Source organism: Olsenella massiliensis, from assembly GCF_001457795.1.
Classification (GTDB): domain Bacteria; phylum Actinomycetota; class Coriobacteriia; order Coriobacteriales; family Atopobiaceae; genus Olsenella_F; species Olsenella_F massiliensis.
Map to the genome: position 1 here is coordinate 207,586 of NZ_LN898210.1, position 18,146 is coordinate 225,731.

Sequence of the window (18,146 nt, forward strand, 5' to 3'; positions counted from 1 at the left end):
GACCCGGTGATGTACCATGGCAGCCGGTCGCAGGGGCCTGACCTTGCATGCCGGCGAGGAAGATGACGTGAAAGGACGAGCGTTGAGAAGCTACATGAGGATGTCAAGGCTGTACGGCCCCACCCTGAAGGAGGACCCCGCAGAGGCGGAGCTCGCGAGCCATCGGCTCCTGCTGAGGGCCGGCTTCATCCGCAAGGGCGCGTCGGGCCTCTACAGCTACCTGCCCCTCGCGTGGCGCTCGATCATGAAGATCGAGGCCATCATCCGCGACGAGATGGACGGCATCGGCGCGCAGGAGATGCAGGTGCCCATCCTCACGGATGCCGAGCTCTGGCACCAGAGCGGCCGCTGGGACGCCTACGGGCCCGAGCTCATGCGCATCACCGACCGCCACGACCGCCAGTTCGCCCTGGGGCCCACCCACGAGGAGTCGTTCACCGACCTCGTCCGCAACGAGCTCAAGAGCTACAAGCAGCTGCCCGTCACGCTCTATCAGATTCAGGACAAGTTCCGCGACGAGCTGCGGCCCCGCTTTGGCCTCATGCGCGGCCGCGAGTTCATCATGAAGGACGCCTACTCCTTCAGCGCGACGCAGGAGTCGCTCCAGGAGTGCTACGACCAGGAGAAGGAGGCCTACGCCCGCATCTGCGAGCGCTGCGGCCTCAGGGCACTTCCCGTCGTGGCCGACTCCGGCCAGATCGGCGGCGACACCTCCGTCGAGTTCATGGCGCTGGCCGAGGCCGGCGAGGCCGAGCTCGTCTACTGCGACGCCTGCGGCTTCGCGGCCGACACCGAGGCCGCGACGGCGCCGGTCAGGCTCGTGGAGGGCGAGGAGGGCTCGCTCGAGGTCGTCTCGACGCCCGGCTGCTCCACCATCGCCCAGCTCGCGGACTTCCTCGGCGTGGACGAGGCCGCGACGCGCAAGGCGCTCGCGCTCGTGGACGGCGAGGGAGCGCCCGTCGTCGTGTTCGTTCCCGGCGACCATGACATGAACGACGTCAAGGCGCGGCACGCCTTCGGCGACTATCACCTGATGAGCGACGAGGAGCTCGCCCAGGCCGGGCTCTGCAAGGGCTTCATCGGCCCCATCGGGCTTCCCGAGGGCGTGCGCGCCTGCTTCGACGTCTCGCTCAAGGGCTCCCAGTGGTGGTGCGCGGGAGCCAACGAGGAGGGTCGCCACATGGTCCACGCCCTCGTGGGCCGTGACATTGACATTCCCGACGACGCCTGGGTTGACGTCCTTGCGGTGAGGGAGGGCGACCTCTGCCCGCACTGCGGCTCGCCGCTTGCGAGCGCCCGCGGCATCGAGGTCAGCCAGGTGTTCCAGCTGGGCACCAAGTACTCCGAGGCCATGGGGGCGACCTTCGCCGACGAGGACGGCAGGGAGCGGCCCTTCCTCATGGGCTGCTACGGCATCGGCGTCTCGCGCATGCTCGCCGCCGTGGTCGAGCAGCATCACGACGAGGATGGCATCGCCTGGCCCGTTCCCGTGGCACCCTTTGAGGTCGAGGTCATCGCCCTTGACGTCAAGGACGACCTCGTCTGGCCGGCGGCGCAGGCCCTCGCCGCCGCGCTCGCGGAACGTGGCCTCGACGTGCTGCTCGACGACCGCAGGGAGCGCCCGGGCGTCAAGTTCAACGACGCCGACCTGATGGGCGTTCCCTTCCAGCTCGTCTGCGGCAAGCGAGGGATCAAGGCCGGCATGGCCGAGCTCAAGGTGCGCGCCACGGGCGAGCGCAGCGACGTGGCGCTCGACGAGGCTGCAAAGCTCGTGGCGTCAAGGGTCGCGGCGCTGAGAGGCTAGGGGAGAGCCAGGGAGCCTTCGGGGGGCCAGAGGCTAGGGGAGAGCCAGGGAGCCTCCAGAGACTAGGGGAGAGCCAGGGAGCCTTCGGGGAGCCGTCGGGGGCTCGTTTCAGGCCCGTCCCACCAGGGCCCTTCCTCACGCTCGCTCGAGGCGTCTCTTGACGACGAGGGCGGACAGGCAGACGGCCAGGCAGAGCACGGCCCCCATGGCGATGGCGCCCAGCGCCAGGACGTCGGCGGCGCCCACGGTCGCGACGGCGGTCGAGAGGTTCGCCAGCTCGACGGCGCACCCCACGCCCGAAGCACGGCTGATGAGGCGGGCGTTGGAGGGGACGTTGGCCAGCCTCGCCAGGCGCAGGTTGATGACGAGCAGCACGACGCCCCCCATGAGGACCAGACCTCCCTTGACGGGATGCTGTCCCTGGGCGAGCAGCACCGCGCCGAAGACGGCGGCTGCGGCGCCGGCCGCGAGGGCGACGAGGGTCAGGATCTTCACACGCTTGGCGTCTGAGGGCATGGCTACTCCCTTTCATGTCGGCTCACGTGGGTAGTCTACCTCACGGGCGTATGACGCGCGTGGCGAGGCGTTTGCGACGACGGCCGTCAGGAGCCTCGTGTCGCGGGCATCCCGCGATTGCGGGCTCGCCCGACACGCGGGTCCTCTCGACAGGAGGAGTCCTCTCGACAGAAGGGGTCCTCTCGACATGTGCAGAACTGATAATTTCTCCTTGGGTCCCGACGCCGCTTCTGGTACCATAGCTAGCGCGCTAGGGCGATTGGCTCAGGGGTAGAGCACTTCCTTCACACGGAAGGGGTCGCTGGTTCAAATCCAGCATCGCCCACCATGACATGACGAGGGCCAGGTTGGGTGACCTGGCCCTTTTTTCATGAGCACGCACCGTCCGGCCTTATCGCTCAAGAGTTGACTCTCGCTCGATCACTTTATGCGGAATGACAATTTCATGACAAGGGAGCTCAATGCCTTCCAGCATGTCGGACATTGCCTCCACACAGCTCATGGCAAGTTGATTCGTGTTCCTGCTGATGGTGGAGATGGCGGGATGGCTGATCTGAGAGTAGAGCGAATCATCGATTCCCATGACTTTGACGTCGTGACCCACCTTCAGTCCATGATCGCGAACGGCCTCCAGAGCGCCCAAGGCAAGGCGATCACCAATGGCTGCAATGCCGTCAATGGCCAGTCCCGACGAAAGCGCCTTCGAGACGCGCTCATAGGAATCCCTGCGACTGGATTTGAGGTGAGGACCGGAAAGAAGGAGCTGCGGGTTAAAATGCAGACCGTTTTTTTGGAGAGCGTCCCTGAATACATTGTATAGGGAGCCTCCCTGAGAGAAGCTGTCGTCCGTGTTGATGACGGAAAGGGCAATTCGCGTGCATCCTCGGTCTGCGAGTACGCGCACTTGGTCGCGAATCATCGCGCCTATGTCATTCACGGCCAGGAAGTACTGGTCCGGCCTGGACGGCCCCGTATAGTCCAACAGGGCGCAGGGTTTGTCAGCGATGATTGAGAAGTCCTCCTCACCGGTATAGCCAACGAGAAAATAGCCATCAATGCCACGCTGGTAGAGGTTTTGCAGGTATTCGTTGACGACCGAGGAGCGATAGGACGAGTTTGCGATATACGAGGCATATCCTTTGAGATACATGCCTCTCTCGATGTGAAGGACGATGTTTGAGAAAAAATCATTGCACACGTCGGGCGTGATGATCGCAACCGTCTTCGTGCTTGCGACACGCAGACTGCGTGCCGTCAGGTTGGGGGCGTATCCAAGGTCATTCGCTGCCTTGAGGACACTTCTCTTAGTACGTTGCGAAAACCTGCCTCGGTCGTTGAGGACGTTCGAGACGGTCGCTGCGCTTACGCCACAGACCTTCGCAATGTCATAAATAGAGACGGACACGGACGTTCCTCTCGATAGGAAGAGAATAATAGCTTAATGATACAATGATACATCGATTAACCACTCGCGGACATTTTTATGCCGTTCATGGTCGAAATCTTAATTGGGTAAGTTCGTAACTGGTTAGTCGATTAATCTGTAGATAAACCGATTAAGCATCATGGTTTTACGGGACTCCCTCGTATTACTGGTGATTAATCGAAATATCAATTACGTGTGAGGAGGTTACCCATGAAGAAGATCGTTCTACTTTGCTCCGCCGGCATGTCAACAAGTCTTCTGGTCACCCGTATCAGGGAGGCCGCGCGCAGCCAGGCCTACGATGCTCAGGTTGACGCTTATCCGCTTTCCCAAGCCGAGAAGGCCGCCGCCCATGCCGACGTCGTCCTCATCGGCCCCCAGGTTCGCTTCCAGCTGGACGACCTCAAGAAGCGCCTCTCATGTCCCGTGGACGTCATTGACATGATGGCGTACGGCACGATGGATGGTGCAAAAACGCTGGCCCAAGCCCAGAAAGTCATGGGGGAGTAGTCATGGCGGGAGAGGCCCAGGCGCAGATGCAAGACGAGGAAATGCTCTCTTTTAAAATAATCGCGGCGGTCGGATCTGCGCGCAGCTGCTACATCGAGGCCATCCATGCCGCTCGCGACGGTGACTTCGTGCGCGCCGCAGAAAGCATCGAGCAGGGTAGGAAGGAGTTCCTTGCGGGACATGCTGTTCACAGTACCCTGCTTCAGCGCATGGCCTCCGGCGTCGACGTGAACATGAACATGCTTCTCACTCACGCGGAGGACCAGCTCATGAGCGCCGAGGGGTTTGGGATTCTTGCCGAGGAGTTCGTGAGCGTGTACCAAAGGATATATGAAAAGCAGGCCTAGCCACCAGAAGCTAAACCCCTACAACGACTTCTCGCCTCTATCTCTATAGAAGGAAGGCACACATGCATACAGAGGAAAAGCGCACGCTCGTTGATGCGGTCATGGACAAGATCACGCTTCTCGCCGGCCCCCTGACCACGTTCTCGAACCTGCCCGCCATTGCCGCCATCCAAGACGGCCTCATCGGCGTCATGCCGCTGATTCTGATCGGTTCTATCTTCCTGGTGATTTCGCTCCTTGGCACAGACGCCATTGGAGGGGTCATCCTGATTCCCTTCCTTGCTCCCTTCGTCGAGAAAATCCAGGTCATCAATGCGCTGACCATGGGATTCCTAGGCATCTACGCCGCCGTCACCATTCCCGCCTCCTATGCAGAGAGGCAGGGACTCGATGTCAAGACTTGCTCAGTCCTGGGGCTTGCTACCTTTTTCATGTTCACTCTCGACGGCGTGAGCAAGGACGGCACGATAGCGACAACGGCGTTCTCGGCAACGGGCCTCTTTGCCGTCATCGTTTCCTCTGTCATTGCCGTTTGGATCTTTCAGATCTTTACCAAGAGGAACATCACGATAACAATGCCCGATGGCGTCCCTGCGGCCGTGGGCACCGCCTTCACGTCCCTCATTCCCTTTACGGCCGTGTTTGTGATTTGCTGGGTCATCCGCACGCTTTTGGACTTTGACTTCGTCCAGTTCCTCACGACGTTCCTCACGCCGCTCGTGGGAGCTGCGGACAACATAGGAATGTACGTCCTCGACCGTGGTGTAAGCGCGCTCCTATGGTCCTGTGGCCTCCACGGAGACAACATGTGGACCGTTCCCATCTTCGCACCCTTTGAGCTCATCTGGACCCAGGAGAACTCTGCAGCAATGGCGGCTGGAAGCTCCCTTCCACACATCTGGACCTACAGCGGCATCGACCGCATCTCCACCTGGCCTGCCCTCGTGTGGCCTCTCGTTCTTCTCATGATTCGTTCCAAGGTCAAGTACCTCAAGGCTCTGGGATGGGCCTGCCTGCCTGCCGCGCTCTGCACCATCGTCGAGCCCGTCATTTTTGGTTTGCCCGTCGCCCTCAACCCCTTCTTGCTCATTCCCTTCGTGGTCATTGCCGTCATCGTCGCCATCCTTACCTACGGCTTCTTCGCCCTGGGATTCTGCGCCAAATTCTTCGTCACCCTTCCTTGGGCGACCCCTCCCTTCCTGCTGGGGCCTCTCGGCACCGGCGACCTAAGGTCCCTCATCGTGGTCGTCGCCTCGTTTTTGATAGGGCTTGCCATCTATTTGCCCTTCTGGCGCATGTTCGAGAAAAGCTTGCTCAAGAAGCAGGAGGCTGACGAGGCGGACGCAAGCCCAGGGGCCGAGTCGTAGGAACTTCCGAGGCATGGGCTCTCGCTCGCCTGCCGATAAGCTCACAAGACAACCGTTCTATGCGCACACCGCATTAACTACTCGACATATCGAGAAAGGACTATCCATGGCAACGTTTTCGAATGATTTTCTGTGGGGCGGGGACATCTCTGCAACCCAGATCGAGGGTGGTTGGGACGAGGGCGGCAAGTCGCCCGTCGAGACGGATTACATGGTCGGCGTCACTCATGAGACTCCCTTCCGCTACGGCTTCTATCGCAATCCTGACGGGAGCGAGGGTACCATGCAGCTCTATTCGGGGAAGCTTCCCAAGGGCGCTCAGATGATCATCAAGGAGGGATACGACTACCCCAACCACAAGGCCTCCGACTTCTATCACCATTACAAGGAGGACCTTGCGCTTCTTGCCGAGATGGGGTTCACGGCGCTCAACCTCACGATGAGCTGGGCGCGAATCTTCCCTGGAGGCATCTCACAGGGCATCAACTCGGAGGGCGTGGAGTATTACCGCAGCGTGCTCAGCGAGTGCAAAAGGTTGGGCATGGAGCCAATCGTCACGCTCTACAAGTATGACATGCCCTTCTTTTATGTGAGTGAATGGGGGGGATGGTCAAATCGCAGGCTTATCGAGGAGTACGTCGAGTTTGCGCGCGTCTGCCTGACGGAGTTCAAGGGACTTTCCCACCATTGGATCACCTTCAACGAGCTTAACATCCTTAAGCTTACGATGGACACCCTTCCGGATGTCACCGCGGAGGATCGCCAGCGCTTCTTCGAGGAGGCCCACAACCAGCTCGTTGCCTCCGCTCGAGTCGTCAGGCTCGCCCACGCGATTGACCCTGACAACCTTGTGGGCTGCATGTGCGCGGGACTCTTTGGCTACGGCTACACCTGCGACCCCAACGATCAACTTAAGATGCAGAAGTACATGCAGGACGCCATGTTCTACTACGGAGACGTCATGGTTCGTGGTGCGTATCCCCGCTTTGCCCGTCGCGTTTGGGAGGAGAACGGCGTCAGCCTCAACGTCAGCGCCGAGGATGCGGCCGACCTCATGGCGGGTCGTGTGGACTTTCTGCCCTTCTCGTATTACAGCTCCACCTGTCTGACGACCCATGAGATTGACGCTTCCTTGGTAAGCGGCAACGCCAGCTTCAGCGGCGTGAAGAACCCCTATCTCGCATCAACCCCCTGGGGTTGGGAGATCGACCCTGTGGGCTTCAAGATTGCCCTGCATGTCCTTTCTGACCGCTATTACGACACGCCGCTTCTCGTTGTCGAAAATGGCATGGGAACTCTTGACAGGCTTGAGGATGATGGAAGCGTCCATGACCCCTATCGTATCGAGTATCTGCGAGAGCATATCCGCAACATGCGCGAGGCGGTTAAGGAGGGCGTCAACCTCATCGGATACACGATGTGGAGCTGCATAGACCTCATCTCTGCCGGTACGGGCGAGATGCGCAAGCGCTACGGGTTCATCTATGTTGATGCTGCCGACGATGGGTCTCCGCAGGGTAGCTACAAGCGCTATCGCAAGGATTCCTTCCACTGGTACAAGGGCGTCTGCGAGTCAAATGGCGAAGCGCTCGCCCAGGCAGCTCCCTAGACGGGAGTCGCGTCGTCGTATCGGACATTGGACCGAATGGGAAAGAGACCATGAACACCCCGCTTGCGCTTGTGCCCGCCCTCTCGTTCGGTGTCATCCCGGGCATCGTGACGAAATCGGGCGGACGCCCTTGCCAGCAGCTCATGGCGACGGCGGTCGGAATCGGGGGGCTTGCTGCCTCCGTTGCCCTCGTGCTACGGCCTGACATAGGTATCGTCGTCTTTGGCGCGGGCTTTGCCTCGGGACTCCTCTGGGCCGTCGGCACCGTGCTCCAGTATGAGACGTTCTCTCTGGTTGGTTCTGGAAGCGCATTCTCGCTGCAGGTAGGGGCCCAGCTCGTCCTCAGCGCGATTGCGGGGTTGACACTCTTCGGCGAATGGGCAACGTCCGTCTCGCGGGTCGTAGGCCTTGTCGCTCTCGCTCTGGTGATGGCCGGGGTCTCCCTTGCGGGCTGGCAGGGGAGAGGTGTCGCTGCTGCCGACCACGCCGACCACAGGCGTGCCGTTCTTCTCTCCCTCGCGGCGAGCGTCGCGTTTGTCTCCTACGCCATGATGCCCCGGCTGGTGGGCGCCACCGGCGCGGCGGCTCTCGTCCCGCAGGCCGTGGGGATTGCGCTCGGGGCCCTTTGTTTGAGTCTCGTTGACCGGGCGCTGCAGCGCAGGGCAGACGCGTCAGAGGCCCTCTTTGGCATCAATGTGATGCCCTGCGTGCTCGCGGGTGTCGTGTGGGCGGTTGGTGACATGGCCTTCGTCTATTCGAACCAGCTAAACGGCATCGCGGTTAGCTTCACGTTCTCCCAGCTTGCGGTTGCGGTGTCCACCGTTATCAGCATCGTGGTTCTACATGAGGCTGCTGATGTGGATAAACGAAGGAGGCTGATTGCTGGTGCCGTGCTCATCACCGTGGGCGCGTCCCTGGTTGGCGTGACAAAGCTCTAGGCGTACCCACGCGTTCGCATGATTTGACGCATTTCCATTTCTAGAAAGGAGGGGGACATGCTCCTCTGCCCCAGTATGATGTGCGCTGACTATGGTGCCCTCAAAGACGATGTGAGGGCACTTGATGAGGCGGGTGCGGACATCTTTCACTGTGACGTGATGGACGGCACCTTCGTGCCCAACATCACGATGGGCCTCATGGACGTGAGGGAGGTTCGCAAGGCGACGAAGAAGCCCGTTGACGTCCACCTCATGGTGGAAAATCCCCTTGCCAAGGTGGACCTCTTCCTCGACGCTGGTGCTGACATTGTCTACATCCACCCTGAGAGCGAACGCTATGTGGTGAAGACGCTCGCTCGCGTCAGAGAGCGTGACGCCGCCGCAGGCCTCGCCATCAACCCCGACACGTCGGTGGGATCGATTGAGGAACTACTCAACGTCGTTGATTATCTTATGGTCATGACGGTGAATCCCGGCTTTGCGGGCCAGAAGTTCATCGACTTCTCGAAGAGGAAGATTGAGCGTCTCGCGGACATGAAGGAAAAGTATGGCTACAAGCTCATGGTTGATGGCGCCTGCAGTCCCTCAGTCGTCCGGGAGCTCTCGTCTTGCGGTGCCGATGGCTTCGTGCTTGGTACGAGCGCGCTCTTTGGCAAGAGGATCGGCTATGCCGAGTGCCTCAGGAACCTTCGCGAGAGAAAGGACTATTGACATGCAGGTTGCCATTGGAAACGACCACGTGGCCGTGGAACTTAAGCGTATCATTAAAGAATATCTTGAAGAGAAGGGCATCAAGGTCGCCGACTTTGGGACAAACAGCCCAGAACGCTTTGACTACCCCCTCAGTGGATATAGAGTCGGTAAGGCGGTTGCCTTGGGGGAGGCAGACCTGGGCATTCTCATATGCGGGACGGGTGTGGGCATCAGCCTCGCGGCAAACAAGGTGAGGGGAATCAGGGCCGTCGTCTGTTCGGAACCTTACACGGCTCGTCTCTCGCGCCAGCACAACAACACGAACATTCTCGCCTTTGGTGCTCGGGTCGTGGGAAGCGAGCTTGCGAAGATGATTGTGGACGCGTGGCTTGACGCGGAGTTTGAGGGAGGGCGCCACCAGAAGCGCATTGACATGATCGCTGAAATTGCGGACACGCAGCGGCTTGCGGTGGCGGAGGACGACGAGTAGGCCCTTCATGGCGGGAGCGGCATCTTGCGTTATGGCGCGGTCCGTGCCCTTTTCGTCCGCCTGTCCCGGGTAATGCGGTACAATGCCCCTCGCACGGATGGTCAGGCCAGCGTGTTCGTCTGACTCCAGTGGGCCTATGGCGCAACGGTTAGCGCAGGGGACTCATAATCCCTGGGTTGCAGGTTCGAATCCTGCTGGGCCCACCACGACGTCTCACCCCGTCTCACGCTCGTGGGGCGGGGTTTTACATGCGCCGCTGACGTTACGACGGCACGTAAGAGCACGCGGCGGCGCAATACAGGGCGACGCGACGCAATATGACACGCTCATCTTGCCATTTGACGCACTTTTCGCTCATAATCGGCCACAAACTGTGTAAAAAGACAAGATGAGGGCGCTGCGGGGCGCCGTGGCGTGTCGCATCGTGCTGCGAGGTGCCATGGAGTGCTGCGTCGCGCTGCAGGATGCAACGGAGTGCGGCGTGGCGACGCACGGTGGGCTCCGCCGACATTTCCGCCTTGGCACGACGATTCCGAGAAAAAACTTCTCAAATTTTCCCTAGGCAGTCGCCAAAGTCTTTGCTATAGTAGCTAGCGCACCAACGCAACGGGGAATTAGCTCAGTTGGGAGAGCGCATGACTGGCAGTCATGAGGTCAGGGGTTCGAATCCCCTATTCTCCACCATGTAATTGCTGACCAGGGCTTTTGCCCTGGTTTTTTTATGCCGACCTGATTCGTACGCGAAAACGTCCCGTGTCGAGGCCGCGCCGCCAGCGACGAGGGCGTCCCTTGGCAAGGGCGCCCGTGCGCTCTGTGTGTGACGGCGCCTCGAGGCGACCGCCTCGCCCGCGGGCATACCGTATAATTCATGCGGAAGGTTGGGGGGCGCCCGTCAAGGCGCCCGGCGACGCTCAGGGGGTCGTGCTTGATCGCGCTCGCGGACAAGGTGTCAAAGTCGTTTGGCGGCCGGGTTCTGTACTCGGCCGTCAGCTTGCAGCTCAACGCTGGCGAGCGCTGGGGCCTCGTGGGACCCAACGGCGCCGGCAAGACGACGCTGCTCAAGATTCTGATGGGCCAGGAGACGGCCGACGAGGGCAGCGTGAGCTTTGCCAAGGACACCACCGTGGGCTATCTCGAGCAGGAGACGAGAATATCCGGGACCAAGAGCGCCCTTCAGGAGGTCATCGACTCCGCTCACGAGATTCGCGAGCTCGAGCGCCGCATCAAGGAGATGGAGCGCCAGATTGCCGCCACGGTCGGCGCGGACGAGCGCCTTCTCGAGCGCTACGGCGTCGCCCAGGACCGCTTCGAGCGCCTGGGAGGCTACGAGCTCGAGGCCAAGGCCCGCCAGATCCTGGGTGGGCTGGGCTTTCCGATCAAGGACTTCGACAAGCCGTCCGGGGACTTCTCCGGCGGCTGGCAGATGCGCATCGCCCTCTCGAAGCTGTTGCTCAAGCATCCCGACCTGCTGCTGCTTGACGAGCCCACCAACCATCTTGACCTTGAGTCCGTGGGCTGGCTCGAGCAGTTCCTCTCGGCGTATGACGGGGCGGTGCTCCTGGTGAGCCACGACCGCTCGTTCATGGACGCCTGCGTGAGCCACGTGGCGTCGCTCGAGAACAAGCGCCTTGTCACCTATGTGGGAAACTACTCCCTCTACCTGCGTCAGCGCGAAGACAACCTGGAGCAGCTTCGGGCAAAGCGCGCAGCCCAGGAGCGCGACCTCAACCACATGCAGGTGTTCGTGGACAAGTTTCGCTACAAGCCCACCAAGGCCCGGCAGGTCCAGGAGCGTCTGCGCCGCATCGAGAAGGTGCGCAGCGAGCTCGTGCAGCTGCCCGAGAAGTCCAAGAGCGTGCACTTTGCGTTTCCCGAGCCCCCGCGCACGGGCGACGAGGTAGTGGCCCTCGAGGGCGTGTCCAAGCGCTTTGGCGACAACGTGGTCTACGAAGGCGTTGACCTCAAGCTTTACCGCGGGGACCATGTGGCCCTCGTGGGGCCCAACGGCGCCGGCAAGTCCACGCTCATGAAGCTCATCGTGGGCCACGAGGCGCCCAGCGCGGGCACGGTGAGCCTGGGCCAGAACGTGACCCAGGCCTATTACGCCCAGCACCAGCTCGACACCCTCGACGAGTCCAAGACCGTTCTTCAGGAGATGGACGAGGCGGCCCCCGGTTGGACCAGCTCGGAGGAGCGTCGTCTGCTGGGCGCCTTCCTCTTCCACGGGGACGACGTGGACAAGCGCGTGGGGGTTCTCTCGGGTGGCGAGAAGGCCCGTCTGGCCCTCGCTCGCATGCTCGTGGCGCCCGACCCGCTCCTCTGCCTGGACGAGCCCACCAACCATCTTGACATTGACTCTGTGAGCGTCCTCGAGGACGCCCTGAGGTCGTTTCCGGGCACCATCGTGCTCATCAGCCATGACGAGCACCTGGTGAGGGCCGTTGCCAACAAGGTGGTGGACGTCCGAGACCACATGGTCACGCTCTATGACGGCGACTTCGAGTACTATCGCCTCAAGCGCGCCGAGCTCGAGGCGCGCGCATCGCAGGGCGTCGGCCCGGATGCCGCGCACGCCGTTGCGTCCGTCCCGAGCGCCCAGGCTCCCGGCGGGGGTGCCCAGCCGGCGGCGGACAAGATGGCGACGGGACGCAACGTCAAGACCCGCGAGCAGCGCCGGGCCGAGGCCGAGGCGCGCAACGCCGCCAACAAGGCCGTCAGGGAGGAGCGTCGGCGCCTTCGTCAGGTGGAGGCGGCGCTCAAGCCCGCTCAGCGTCGCTACCAGGAGCTCATGGGCCTCATGGCGAGCGAGGAGCTCTACAACGACGCCGCGCGCTTTGACGCCTGCATGAAGGAGTACAACGCTCTCTCCAGGAAGATCCCCGCGTTGGAGGAGGAGTGGCTGGCGCTGAGCGAGTCCATCGAGGAGGGGCTCAATGGCTGACGAGCGACACGTTTCGCACGCGACGCGCGTGCTGCGGCGGGGTCGTCCCGGCGCCTTCGAGGCGACGGCGGCCCTCGCGCACCTGCTGTCGCTGGCCTGCCGCCTCGCCGCACTGGCGCTCACCGCCCTGGTCGTCCTCTCCGCCGTCGTGACGGGGGCGGGCCGCCTGACGCTGGTCGGCTACAGTGGTACGGTGACGTCATGGCTTCCCGACGGCCTGGCCGGGCGTTTCGTGTTCGAGACCCCCCTGGGCGGCGTGCTGCGCGGGGACTTTGCCCTCGCCGCGCTCGCCCTGTTCGTGACCGATTGGCTGCTTGCCCGCCTTGCGCACGCGCTGCGGTCCCGGCGCGGCTAGAAAGGAACGTGCGACCATGAACATCTCCACCGTCAGAATCGTCACGATGGTCTTCTCCATCGTGCTCGTGATGTTCTCGACCATCCTCCATGAGGTGGCGCATGGCTGGATGGCCCTTAGGTGCGGCGACACCACCGCCCGCGACGCCGGGCGCCTCTCTCTGGACCCGCGCAGGCACCTTGACCCCTTTGGCTCCTTCGTGCTGCCCCTCATCATGGCCTGGCTGGGCGGGCCCGTCTTCGCCTATGCGAAGCCGGTCCCCTATGACCCCCGCAACCTGCGTGACCGCCGCGTGCAGGAGTTCCTCGTGGCGCTTGCGGGACCCCTGTGCAACGTCGTCCAGGCGCTTGCGGGCACGCTCCTGTTCGTCATCGCCTTCCGCGTCTGGGACGGGGGCATGGGCGCGCTCTTCTGGGTCCTGCGTGTGCTTTCCACCTACGTGTACGTGAACCTCGTCCTCGCCTTCTTCAACCTCATACCGCTCCCTCCGCTTGACGGGTCCAAGGTGGTCTCGCTCTTCCTCAAGGGGTCCCGGCTCGACAGCTACTACGCCTGGCAGCGCTACTCCATGCCCATCCTGCTGGTGATTCTCTTCGTGCTGCCCATGGTGCTCCACGTCGACATACTGGGCGCCTATCTCAACGCCACGGCAGGTGCTCTCACCGACCTGCTGCTGGGGCTGGGGGCGTAGGTCGCGTGTCGTTTGCGGTCAGGACACAGGCCTACTCGGGCCCCTTCGACCTTCTGCTCCAGCTGGTGAGCCGCCAGAAGGTCACCATCGGCTCCATCTCCGTCGCCGAGGTGGCCAGCCAGTACCTTGCCGAGGTCGATGCCATGGGGTCGCTCGACCTGGACGTCGCCAGCGACTTCGTGCTCGTGGCCGCGACGCTGCTCGACATGAAGGCGGCGGCCCTCGTGCCGAGCCGACCCGTGCGTCCGCGCGGGGACGAGGACGAGGACGACGACCTCGCGGGTCTCTCGCCCGACGAGGCGCGGGAGGTCCTGGTGGCGCGCCTCGTCGCCTATAAGCAGTTTCGCGCCGCCGCCGCCGCGCTGGCGGGACGCATGGAGGCCGAGAGTCGCATGGAGCCGCGCTGCGCGGGCCCCGACCCCGAGTTCGTCGGCCTCATGCCCGACTTCCTGGCGGGCATCTCGCTGCGCTCGCTCGCGGTCATCTGCGCGGACCTCGACGGTCGCCGTCAGAGCCTCCTGCTCGAGGCGGAGCACGTCGCCCCCCGGCGTCTTCCCATCGCGCTGACCGTGGCGACGATCGACCGCGTGACGCGCTCGCGCTCCGCCGTGACCTTCTCGGAGCTTCTGGGGGCGGATCGGCGGGCCGAGACGGTCGTGGCGACCTTCCTGGCCATTCTCGAGCTTTCGAAGAGGGGGGCGGTGACCCTCTCGCAGTCCGAGACCTTTGGCGACATCGACGTCGTGCGCGTGGAGGGGGCCCCGGCCTTCGAGCTTGACGAGGCGACGCTCAGTTCCCTTGAGGAGGACATCTGATGCAAGACCTGCAACCCTTGGAGGCGGGGTCACTGAAGGCGGCGCTCGAGGCGCTGCTGCTGGTGTCGAGCGACGCCGTGAGCGCGCTCGACCTTGCCCGCGCCCTCGGCGTCGCGCCGACGGAGGCCTCGTCCGCCTTGGCCGACCTCGCCGCGGAGTATGCGGACGCCGGTCGCGGCTTTCAGCTGCGCGAGGTGGCGGGCGGCTGGCGCCTCTTCACCCATCCGGCCTTTCACGAGCAGGTCGAATCCTACGTCCTCAGCTGGGACACGCGCCGGCTGTCCCAGGCGGCCCTCGAGACGCTCGCCGTCATCGCCTACCATCAGCCCGTGTCACGCGAGGGCGTCAAGGCGGTCCGCGGCGTCAACTCCGACGGCGTCATCGGCTCCCTGCGCGAGAAGGGCCTCGTGCGCGAGGCGGGGCGGGACCCCGGCCACGGCAATGCCGTGCTCTTTGGCACGACGCAGCGCTTCCTGGAGCAGTTCGGGCTGCGCTCGCTCAGGGAGCTCCCCCCGCTAGAGGACTTCGCCCCGGACGAGCAGGCGCGCCAGTTCATCCGTGAGCGGCTGTCGGGCACGGCCGCCTCGTCCACGCTCGAGGAGACCGTGGACGACATGGACGACGAGCGCGAGCTGCTGGGCGAGGAGTACGACGATGCCGACGACTGAGCGCGAGGGCTATCCGCGGACCATGCGCCTGCAGCGCTTCCTCGCGCGCGCGGGCGTCGCCAGCAGGCGGGGCGCGGAGGGCCTCATGACGGCGGGGCGCGTGAGCGTCAACGGCGTCGTGACCAGCAAGCTGGGCAGCAAGGTGGACGCCGACCGCGACGAGGTGACCGTTGACGGCAGGGTCGTGCGCCTCGACGACGAGCACAGCTATCTCATGCTCTACAAGCCGGCCGGCTACGTGACCACCATGAGCGACCCCCAGGGACGCCCCTGCGTCGCCCAGCTCGTCCCCACGGATCGCCTGCCGGGACTCTTTCCCGTGGGACGCCTGGACGCCGACACCACGGGACTGCTCCTCTTCACGACCAACGGCGACCTTGGCAACCTCATGCTCCGCCCCGCCAGCCATGTGTGGAAGCATTACGTGGCCCTGGTGAGGGGGTCCTTGGGCAACGAGGCCGTCCGTCGCCTGAGGGAGGGCGTCGCGCTCCAGGACGACCGCGCCCAGCCCGCCCGCGTGGAGCTGCTGGGCGCGGACGACGCGCGGGCGCGGCCCGTCGTGGCGCAGGGGGTGCCGCGCGGCACGAGCGTGGTGGGCATCACCGTCCATGAGGGCAAGAAGCATCAGGTCAAGCGCATGCTCAAGGCCGTCGGGCATGAGGTCGTGCGGCTGCATCGCGACGCGTTCGGCCCCTTGCGCCTCACGGGGCTTCGCCCCGGGCAGCTGAGGGGGCTCGACCCTGGCGAGCGCGCCGCCGTCGAGGGGCTTATGAGGGACGTAGCCCACAAGGGAGGCGCTCATGATGCGACGTCATAGGATCCTGGCCATGCGTCACCCCGAGACGCTGGCCAACGTTGCCCACACGCTCTCGGGGCGCAAGGACGTCGACCTCACGGAACGCGGCGAGGCGCAGATGGCCCGCGCCGTCCGGGCGCTCTGCGCCTGGGGTCCCGATCGCCTGTGGACCTCCCCGCTCTCGCGCTGCCGCGCCGTCGCCGAGGAGGCCTCCGCGCTCCTCGGCGTGCCGTGCACGGTGGTGGAGGACCTCCAGGAGATCGAGTTCGGCAGCGCCCAGGACCTGACGCTGGAGGAGCTCGAACGACGGGGGCTGAGCTTTCCCTGGCGCTTCGGCGCGGACGGTCGCTCACGCCCGGCGCCCGGCGCCGAGAGCTTCGAGGAGCTGCTGGAGCGCGGCCATGCGGTGCTGGACCTCCTGCGACCCCTGGACGGCGCGACCGCCTGCGTCACGCACGGGGGCCTCTCGCGGGCCCTCGTCGGCGCCGCCCTCGGCGCCTCCGCGAGCAGCTTCTGGAACCTGCGCGTGGCCAACGTCAGCTCCCTGGAGCTGAGCTGCGACGGCGACGCCTTCACGCTGTGCTCCCTGGGCCTCTCGCCCGAGGAGCTCATGGAGCGCTGCCGGCATCCCGAGCGCGCGGGGACCGACGTCGCCGACGCGTTCAGAAAGGACACGACGACATGATCGTTGCCATCGACGGGCCCGCCGGGTCGGGCAAGAGCAGCGTCGCCAGGGCCGTCGCCCGGCGTCGCGGCCTCATGCTGCTCGACACCGGGGCCATGTATCGCGCCATCACCTGGCGCTGCCTCATGCGCGGCGTCAGCTGCGAGGACGAGGGGGCCGTCTCGCGCGAGGCGGCGCAGGCCCGGGTGAGCTTTGGCGTGGGCGACGACGGGTCGCAGACCGTCATGCTCGACGGCGACGACGTCACGCGCCAGATTCGCCTGCCCGAGGTCGATCGCAACGTCTCGGCCGTCTCCTCCTTCAAGGCGGTGCGCGAGGCCATGGTCGCCCAGCAGCGCCAGCTGGCCGCGGCACAGGACGTCATCGCCGAGGGACGTGACGTCGGCACGGTGGTCTTCCCGCAGGCGGACGTGAAGGTCTTCCTGACGGCGGACGCCCGCGAGCGCGCCTTCCGCCTGCCTCTTATACCCCTGGCGGGGGCATGGTGTCCGCGCCGTCGTGGGGTCCGCGGCGACCGGGTCGCCGGCTTTTGTAAGGGGCGATTCCCCGTGTCTGTTATACCCTTCTGTAGGTTAAAAAGAGCGAGGCGGGGACGAGCGGGACGCGCCCGGGCGCGGGCCCCGCTGGGGGCGGCCGCCGATGCCGTGCTCATCGACTCCTCCCGCCTCACGTTTGACGAGGTGGTCGACAGGATCGTACGGATGATGGACAGGGTGGGGTGAGGGCGATGACGCAGCAGATCTCCCAGGGCGCCGGCGACGCGACGACGCCGGCCGCCCGTCCCGGCAGCTCGCTCGAGCGTCTCTACGGCGGTCCCATGCGCGACTACCCGCTGTACAGCCGGGCCCTCCTTGCCGTCGTCATCGTCATGCTGGGTCTCGTCACCAAGATCCTGTGGCCCTGGAGGATCGAGGACGGCCATAAGCTCTGGGACGACGAGCGCGGCCGCGTGCTGGTCATGAACCATCAGTCCATGCTCGACCCGGTGGTGGTCGTCGTTTCGCTGTGGTTCCACCATCGCCGCGTGCGCTGCGTCTATAAGAGCGAGTTTGACGCGTCGCCGATCGTGCGCTGGCTCTTTGCGCATGCGGGCGGCATTCCCGTGGCGCGCGGCACCGCCGACATGAGGGCCATCCGCCGCGCCCAGCACGCGGTGGAACGCGGCGAGTACGTGCTCATCTACCCTGAGGGGACGCGCGTCAAGTCTGACGACCAGAAGGTCGAGATACACAAGGGCTTCTCGCTCATCGCCCGGCTCGCCAAGGCGCCCGTGCAGCCCATCGCCATCGTGGGCGCCCGGGACATCACGCCCAAGGGGCGTCACCTGAAGCGCCTGGGCCGCGTCTACCTGCGCGCGGGAGATTGCATCGAGTTCGAGGACCTGGGCGTCACGTCCAGGAAGGGACAGGCCGAGGCCATGGAGCGCAGGGCCATGGGAGCAGTCTTTGACATGGTGGACGCGCTCAGGCGCGAGCACCCCGGAAAGATGTGATGA

The 18,146-nt window shown here is 64.1% G+C and carries 19 protein-coding genes and 3 tRNA genes; 20 read left to right on the forward strand and 2 right to left on the reverse strand.

Annotation, left to right across the window (positions count from 1 at the left end):
• Nucleotides 1-94 precede the first annotated feature (94 nt).
• Complete coding sequence (locus BN3001_RS03100; protein ID WP_058270342.1) at nt 95-1,804, forward strand: proline--tRNA ligase; 1,710 nt, start codon at nt 95-97, stop codon at nt 1,802-1,804.
• 135 nt (nt 1,805-1,939) lie between these two features.
• Here BN3001_RS03100 and BN3001_RS03105 read toward each other — a convergent pair whose 3' ends face one another.
• On the reverse strand, nt 1,940-2,320 hold the full coding sequence (locus tag BN3001_RS03105) for a hypothetical protein (protein ID WP_058270343.1): 381 nt from the start codon (nt 2,318-2,320) through the stop codon (nt 1,940-1,942).
• A 253-nt stretch (nt 2,321-2,573) separates the two neighbouring features.
• On the opposite strand from BN3001_RS03105, the gene BN3001_RS03110 reads away from it, so the two are divergent.
• Nucleotides 2,574-2,648, forward strand: a tRNA-Val gene (locus tag BN3001_RS03110).
• A gap of 63 nt (nt 2,649-2,711) precedes the next feature.
• Here BN3001_RS03110 and BN3001_RS03115 read toward each other — a convergent pair.
• Entirely contained in the window at nt 2,712-3,725 is a 1,014-nt protein-coding gene (locus BN3001_RS03115) for a LacI family DNA-binding transcriptional regulator (protein ID WP_058270344.1), read from the reverse strand.
• Between the two features lie 231 nt (nt 3,726-3,956).
• On the opposite strand from BN3001_RS03115, the gene BN3001_RS03120 reads away from it, so the two are divergent.
• The 18 genes from BN3001_RS03120 (at nt 3,957) to BN3001_RS03205 (ending at nt 18,143) form a co-directional block, all read left to right on the forward strand.
• Nucleotides 3,957-4,256, forward strand: coding sequence for a PTS sugar transporter subunit IIB (locus tag BN3001_RS03120; RefSeq protein WP_058270345.1), 300 nt, complete (start codon nt 3,957-3,959; stop codon nt 4,254-4,256).
• Nucleotides 4,257-4,258: 2 nt separating this feature from the next.
• Nucleotides 4,259-4,603 carry a PTS lactose/cellobiose transporter subunit IIA gene (locus BN3001_RS03125; protein ID WP_235815025.1) on the forward strand — a complete coding sequence of 115 codons (345 nt, stop codon included), beginning with the start codon at nt 4,259-4,261 and terminating at the stop codon, nt 4,601-4,603.
• Between the two features lie 62 nt (nt 4,604-4,665).
• On the forward strand, nt 4,666-5,970 hold the full coding sequence (locus tag BN3001_RS08115; protein ID WP_082629946.1) for a PTS sugar transporter subunit IIC: 1,305 nt from the start codon (nt 4,666-4,668) through the stop codon (nt 5,968-5,970).
• Between the two features lie 106 nt (nt 5,971-6,076).
• A complete protein-coding gene (locus tag BN3001_RS03135) occupies nt 6,077-7,579 on the forward strand; it encodes a glycoside hydrolase family 1 protein (protein ID WP_058270346.1) in 1,503 nt (500 codons plus the stop codon).
• A gap of 50 nt (nt 7,580-7,629) precedes the next feature.
• Nucleotides 7,630-8,517 carry a GRP family sugar transporter gene (locus BN3001_RS03140; RefSeq protein WP_058270347.1) on the forward strand — a complete coding sequence of 296 codons (888 nt, stop codon included), beginning with the start codon at nt 7,630-7,632 and terminating at the stop codon, nt 8,515-8,517.
• 57 nt (nt 8,518-8,574) lie between these two features.
• Nucleotides 8,575-9,228: a ribulose-phosphate 3-epimerase gene (gene rpe, locus BN3001_RS03145; RefSeq protein ID WP_058270348.1), complete on the forward strand. Its 654-nt coding sequence runs from the start codon at nt 8,575-8,577 to the stop codon at nt 9,226-9,228.
• Between the two features lies 1 nt (nt 9,229).
• A complete protein-coding gene (gene rpiB, locus BN3001_RS03150) occupies nt 9,230-9,700 on the forward strand; it encodes a ribose 5-phosphate isomerase B (RefSeq protein WP_058270349.1) in 471 nt (156 codons plus the stop codon).
• A 130-nt stretch (nt 9,701-9,830) separates the two neighbouring features.
• Nucleotides 9,831-9,906 (forward strand) — tRNA-Ile (locus tag BN3001_RS03155).
• 402 nt (nt 9,907-10,308) lie between these two features.
• Nucleotides 10,309-10,384 (forward strand) — tRNA-Ala (locus BN3001_RS03160).
• 241 nt (nt 10,385-10,625) lie between these two features.
• Nucleotides 10,626-12,641: an ABC-F family ATP-binding cassette domain-containing protein gene (locus tag BN3001_RS03165; RefSeq protein ID WP_058270350.1), complete on the forward strand. Its 2,016-nt coding sequence runs from the start codon at nt 10,626-10,628 to the stop codon at nt 12,639-12,641.
• Nucleotides 12,634-12,996 carry a hypothetical protein gene (locus BN3001_RS03170; protein WP_058270351.1) on the forward strand — a complete coding sequence of 121 codons (363 nt, stop codon included), beginning with the start codon at nt 12,634-12,636 and terminating at the stop codon, nt 12,994-12,996. Before BN3001_RS03165 ends, BN3001_RS03170 begins: the two co-directional genes overlap by 8 nt.
• Nucleotides 12,997-13,012: 16 nt before the next feature.
• On the forward strand, nt 13,013-13,687 hold the full coding sequence (locus BN3001_RS03175; protein WP_148362933.1) for a site-2 protease family protein: 675 nt from the start codon (nt 13,013-13,015) through the stop codon (nt 13,685-13,687).
• A gap of 5 nt (nt 13,688-13,692) precedes the next feature.
• Nucleotides 13,693-14,502, forward strand: a complete 810-nt coding sequence (locus BN3001_RS03180) for a segregation and condensation protein A (protein WP_058270352.1) — start codon at nt 13,693-13,695, stop codon at nt 14,500-14,502.
• Complete coding sequence (scpB, locus tag BN3001_RS03185; RefSeq protein ID WP_058270353.1) at nt 14,502-15,170, forward strand: SMC-Scp complex subunit ScpB; 669 nt, start codon at nt 14,502-14,504, stop codon at nt 15,168-15,170. The genes BN3001_RS03180 and scpB overlap by 1 nt, the downstream gene beginning before the upstream one ends.
• On the forward strand, nt 15,157-15,987 hold the full coding sequence (locus tag BN3001_RS03190; protein ID WP_058270354.1) for a pseudouridine synthase: 831 nt from the start codon (nt 15,157-15,159) through the stop codon (nt 15,985-15,987). The genes scpB and BN3001_RS03190 overlap by 14 nt, the downstream gene beginning before the upstream one ends.
• On the forward strand, nt 15,971-16,651 hold the full coding sequence (locus BN3001_RS03195) for a histidine phosphatase family protein (protein ID WP_058270355.1): 681 nt from the start codon (nt 15,971-15,973) through the stop codon (nt 16,649-16,651). Before BN3001_RS03190 ends, BN3001_RS03195 begins: the two co-directional genes overlap by 17 nt.
• Complete coding sequence (gene cmk / locus BN3001_RS03200; protein WP_058270356.1) at nt 16,648-17,373, forward strand: (d)CMP kinase; 726 nt, start codon at nt 16,648-16,650, stop codon at nt 17,371-17,373. Before BN3001_RS03195 ends, cmk begins: the two co-directional genes overlap by 4 nt.
• A 5-nt stretch (nt 17,374-17,378) precedes the next feature.
• Entirely contained in the window at nt 17,379-18,143 is a 765-nt protein-coding gene (locus tag BN3001_RS03205; RefSeq protein WP_058270357.1) for a lysophospholipid acyltransferase family protein, read from the forward strand.
• Nucleotides 18,144-18,146: the final 3 nt, after the last annotated feature.

What these genes read in the sequence shown, in the direction of transcription:
- BN3001_RS03100 (WP_058270342.1), top strand. Translation starts at nt 95, where the DNA reads ATGAGGATGTCAAGGCTGTACGGCCCCACCCTGAAGGAGGACCCCGCA.
- BN3001_RS03105 (WP_058270343.1), bottom strand. Translation starts at nt 2,320, where the DNA reads ATGCCCTCAGACGCCAAGCGTGTGAAGATCCTGACCCTCGTCGCCCTC.
- BN3001_RS03120 (WP_058270345.1), top strand. Translation starts at nt 3,957, where the DNA reads ATGAAGAAGATCGTTCTACTTTGCTCCGCCGGCATGTCAACAAGTCTT.
- BN3001_RS03125 (WP_235815025.1), top strand. Translation starts at nt 4,259, where the DNA reads ATGGCGGGAGAGGCCCAGGCGCAGATGCAAGACGAGGAAATGCTCTCT.
- BN3001_RS08115 (WP_082629946.1), top strand. Translation starts at nt 4,666, where the DNA reads ATGCATACAGAGGAAAAGCGCACGCTCGTTGATGCGGTCATGGACAAG.
- BN3001_RS03135 (WP_058270346.1), top strand. Translation starts at nt 6,077, where the DNA reads ATGGCAACGTTTTCGAATGATTTTCTGTGGGGCGGGGACATCTCTGCA.
- BN3001_RS03140 (WP_058270347.1), top strand. Translation starts at nt 7,630, where the DNA reads ATGAACACCCCGCTTGCGCTTGTGCCCGCCCTCTCGTTCGGTGTCATC.
- rpe (WP_058270348.1), top strand. Translation starts at nt 8,575, where the DNA reads ATGCTCCTCTGCCCCAGTATGATGTGCGCTGACTATGGTGCCCTCAAA.
- rpiB (WP_058270349.1), top strand. Translation starts at nt 9,230, where the DNA reads ATGCAGGTTGCCATTGGAAACGACCACGTGGCCGTGGAACTTAAGCGT.
- BN3001_RS03170 (WP_058270351.1), top strand. Translation starts at nt 12,634, where the DNA reads ATGGCTGACGAGCGACACGTTTCGCACGCGACGCGCGTGCTGCGGCGG.
- BN3001_RS03175 (WP_148362933.1), top strand. Translation starts at nt 13,013, where the DNA reads ATGAACATCTCCACCGTCAGAATCGTCACGATGGTCTTCTCCATCGTG.
- scpB (WP_058270353.1), top strand. Translation starts at nt 14,502, where the DNA reads ATGCAAGACCTGCAACCCTTGGAGGCGGGGTCACTGAAGGCGGCGCTC.
- BN3001_RS03190 (WP_058270354.1), top strand. Translation starts at nt 15,157, where the DNA reads ATGCCGACGACTGAGCGCGAGGGCTATCCGCGGACCATGCGCCTGCAG.
- BN3001_RS03195 (WP_058270355.1), top strand. Translation starts at nt 15,971, where the DNA reads ATGATGCGACGTCATAGGATCCTGGCCATGCGTCACCCCGAGACGCTG.
- cmk (WP_058270356.1), top strand. Translation starts at nt 16,648, where the DNA reads ATGATCGTTGCCATCGACGGGCCCGCCGGGTCGGGCAAGAGCAGCGTC.
- BN3001_RS03205 (WP_058270357.1), top strand. Translation starts at nt 17,379, where the DNA reads ATGACGCAGCAGATCTCCCAGGGCGCCGGCGACGCGACGACGCCGGCC.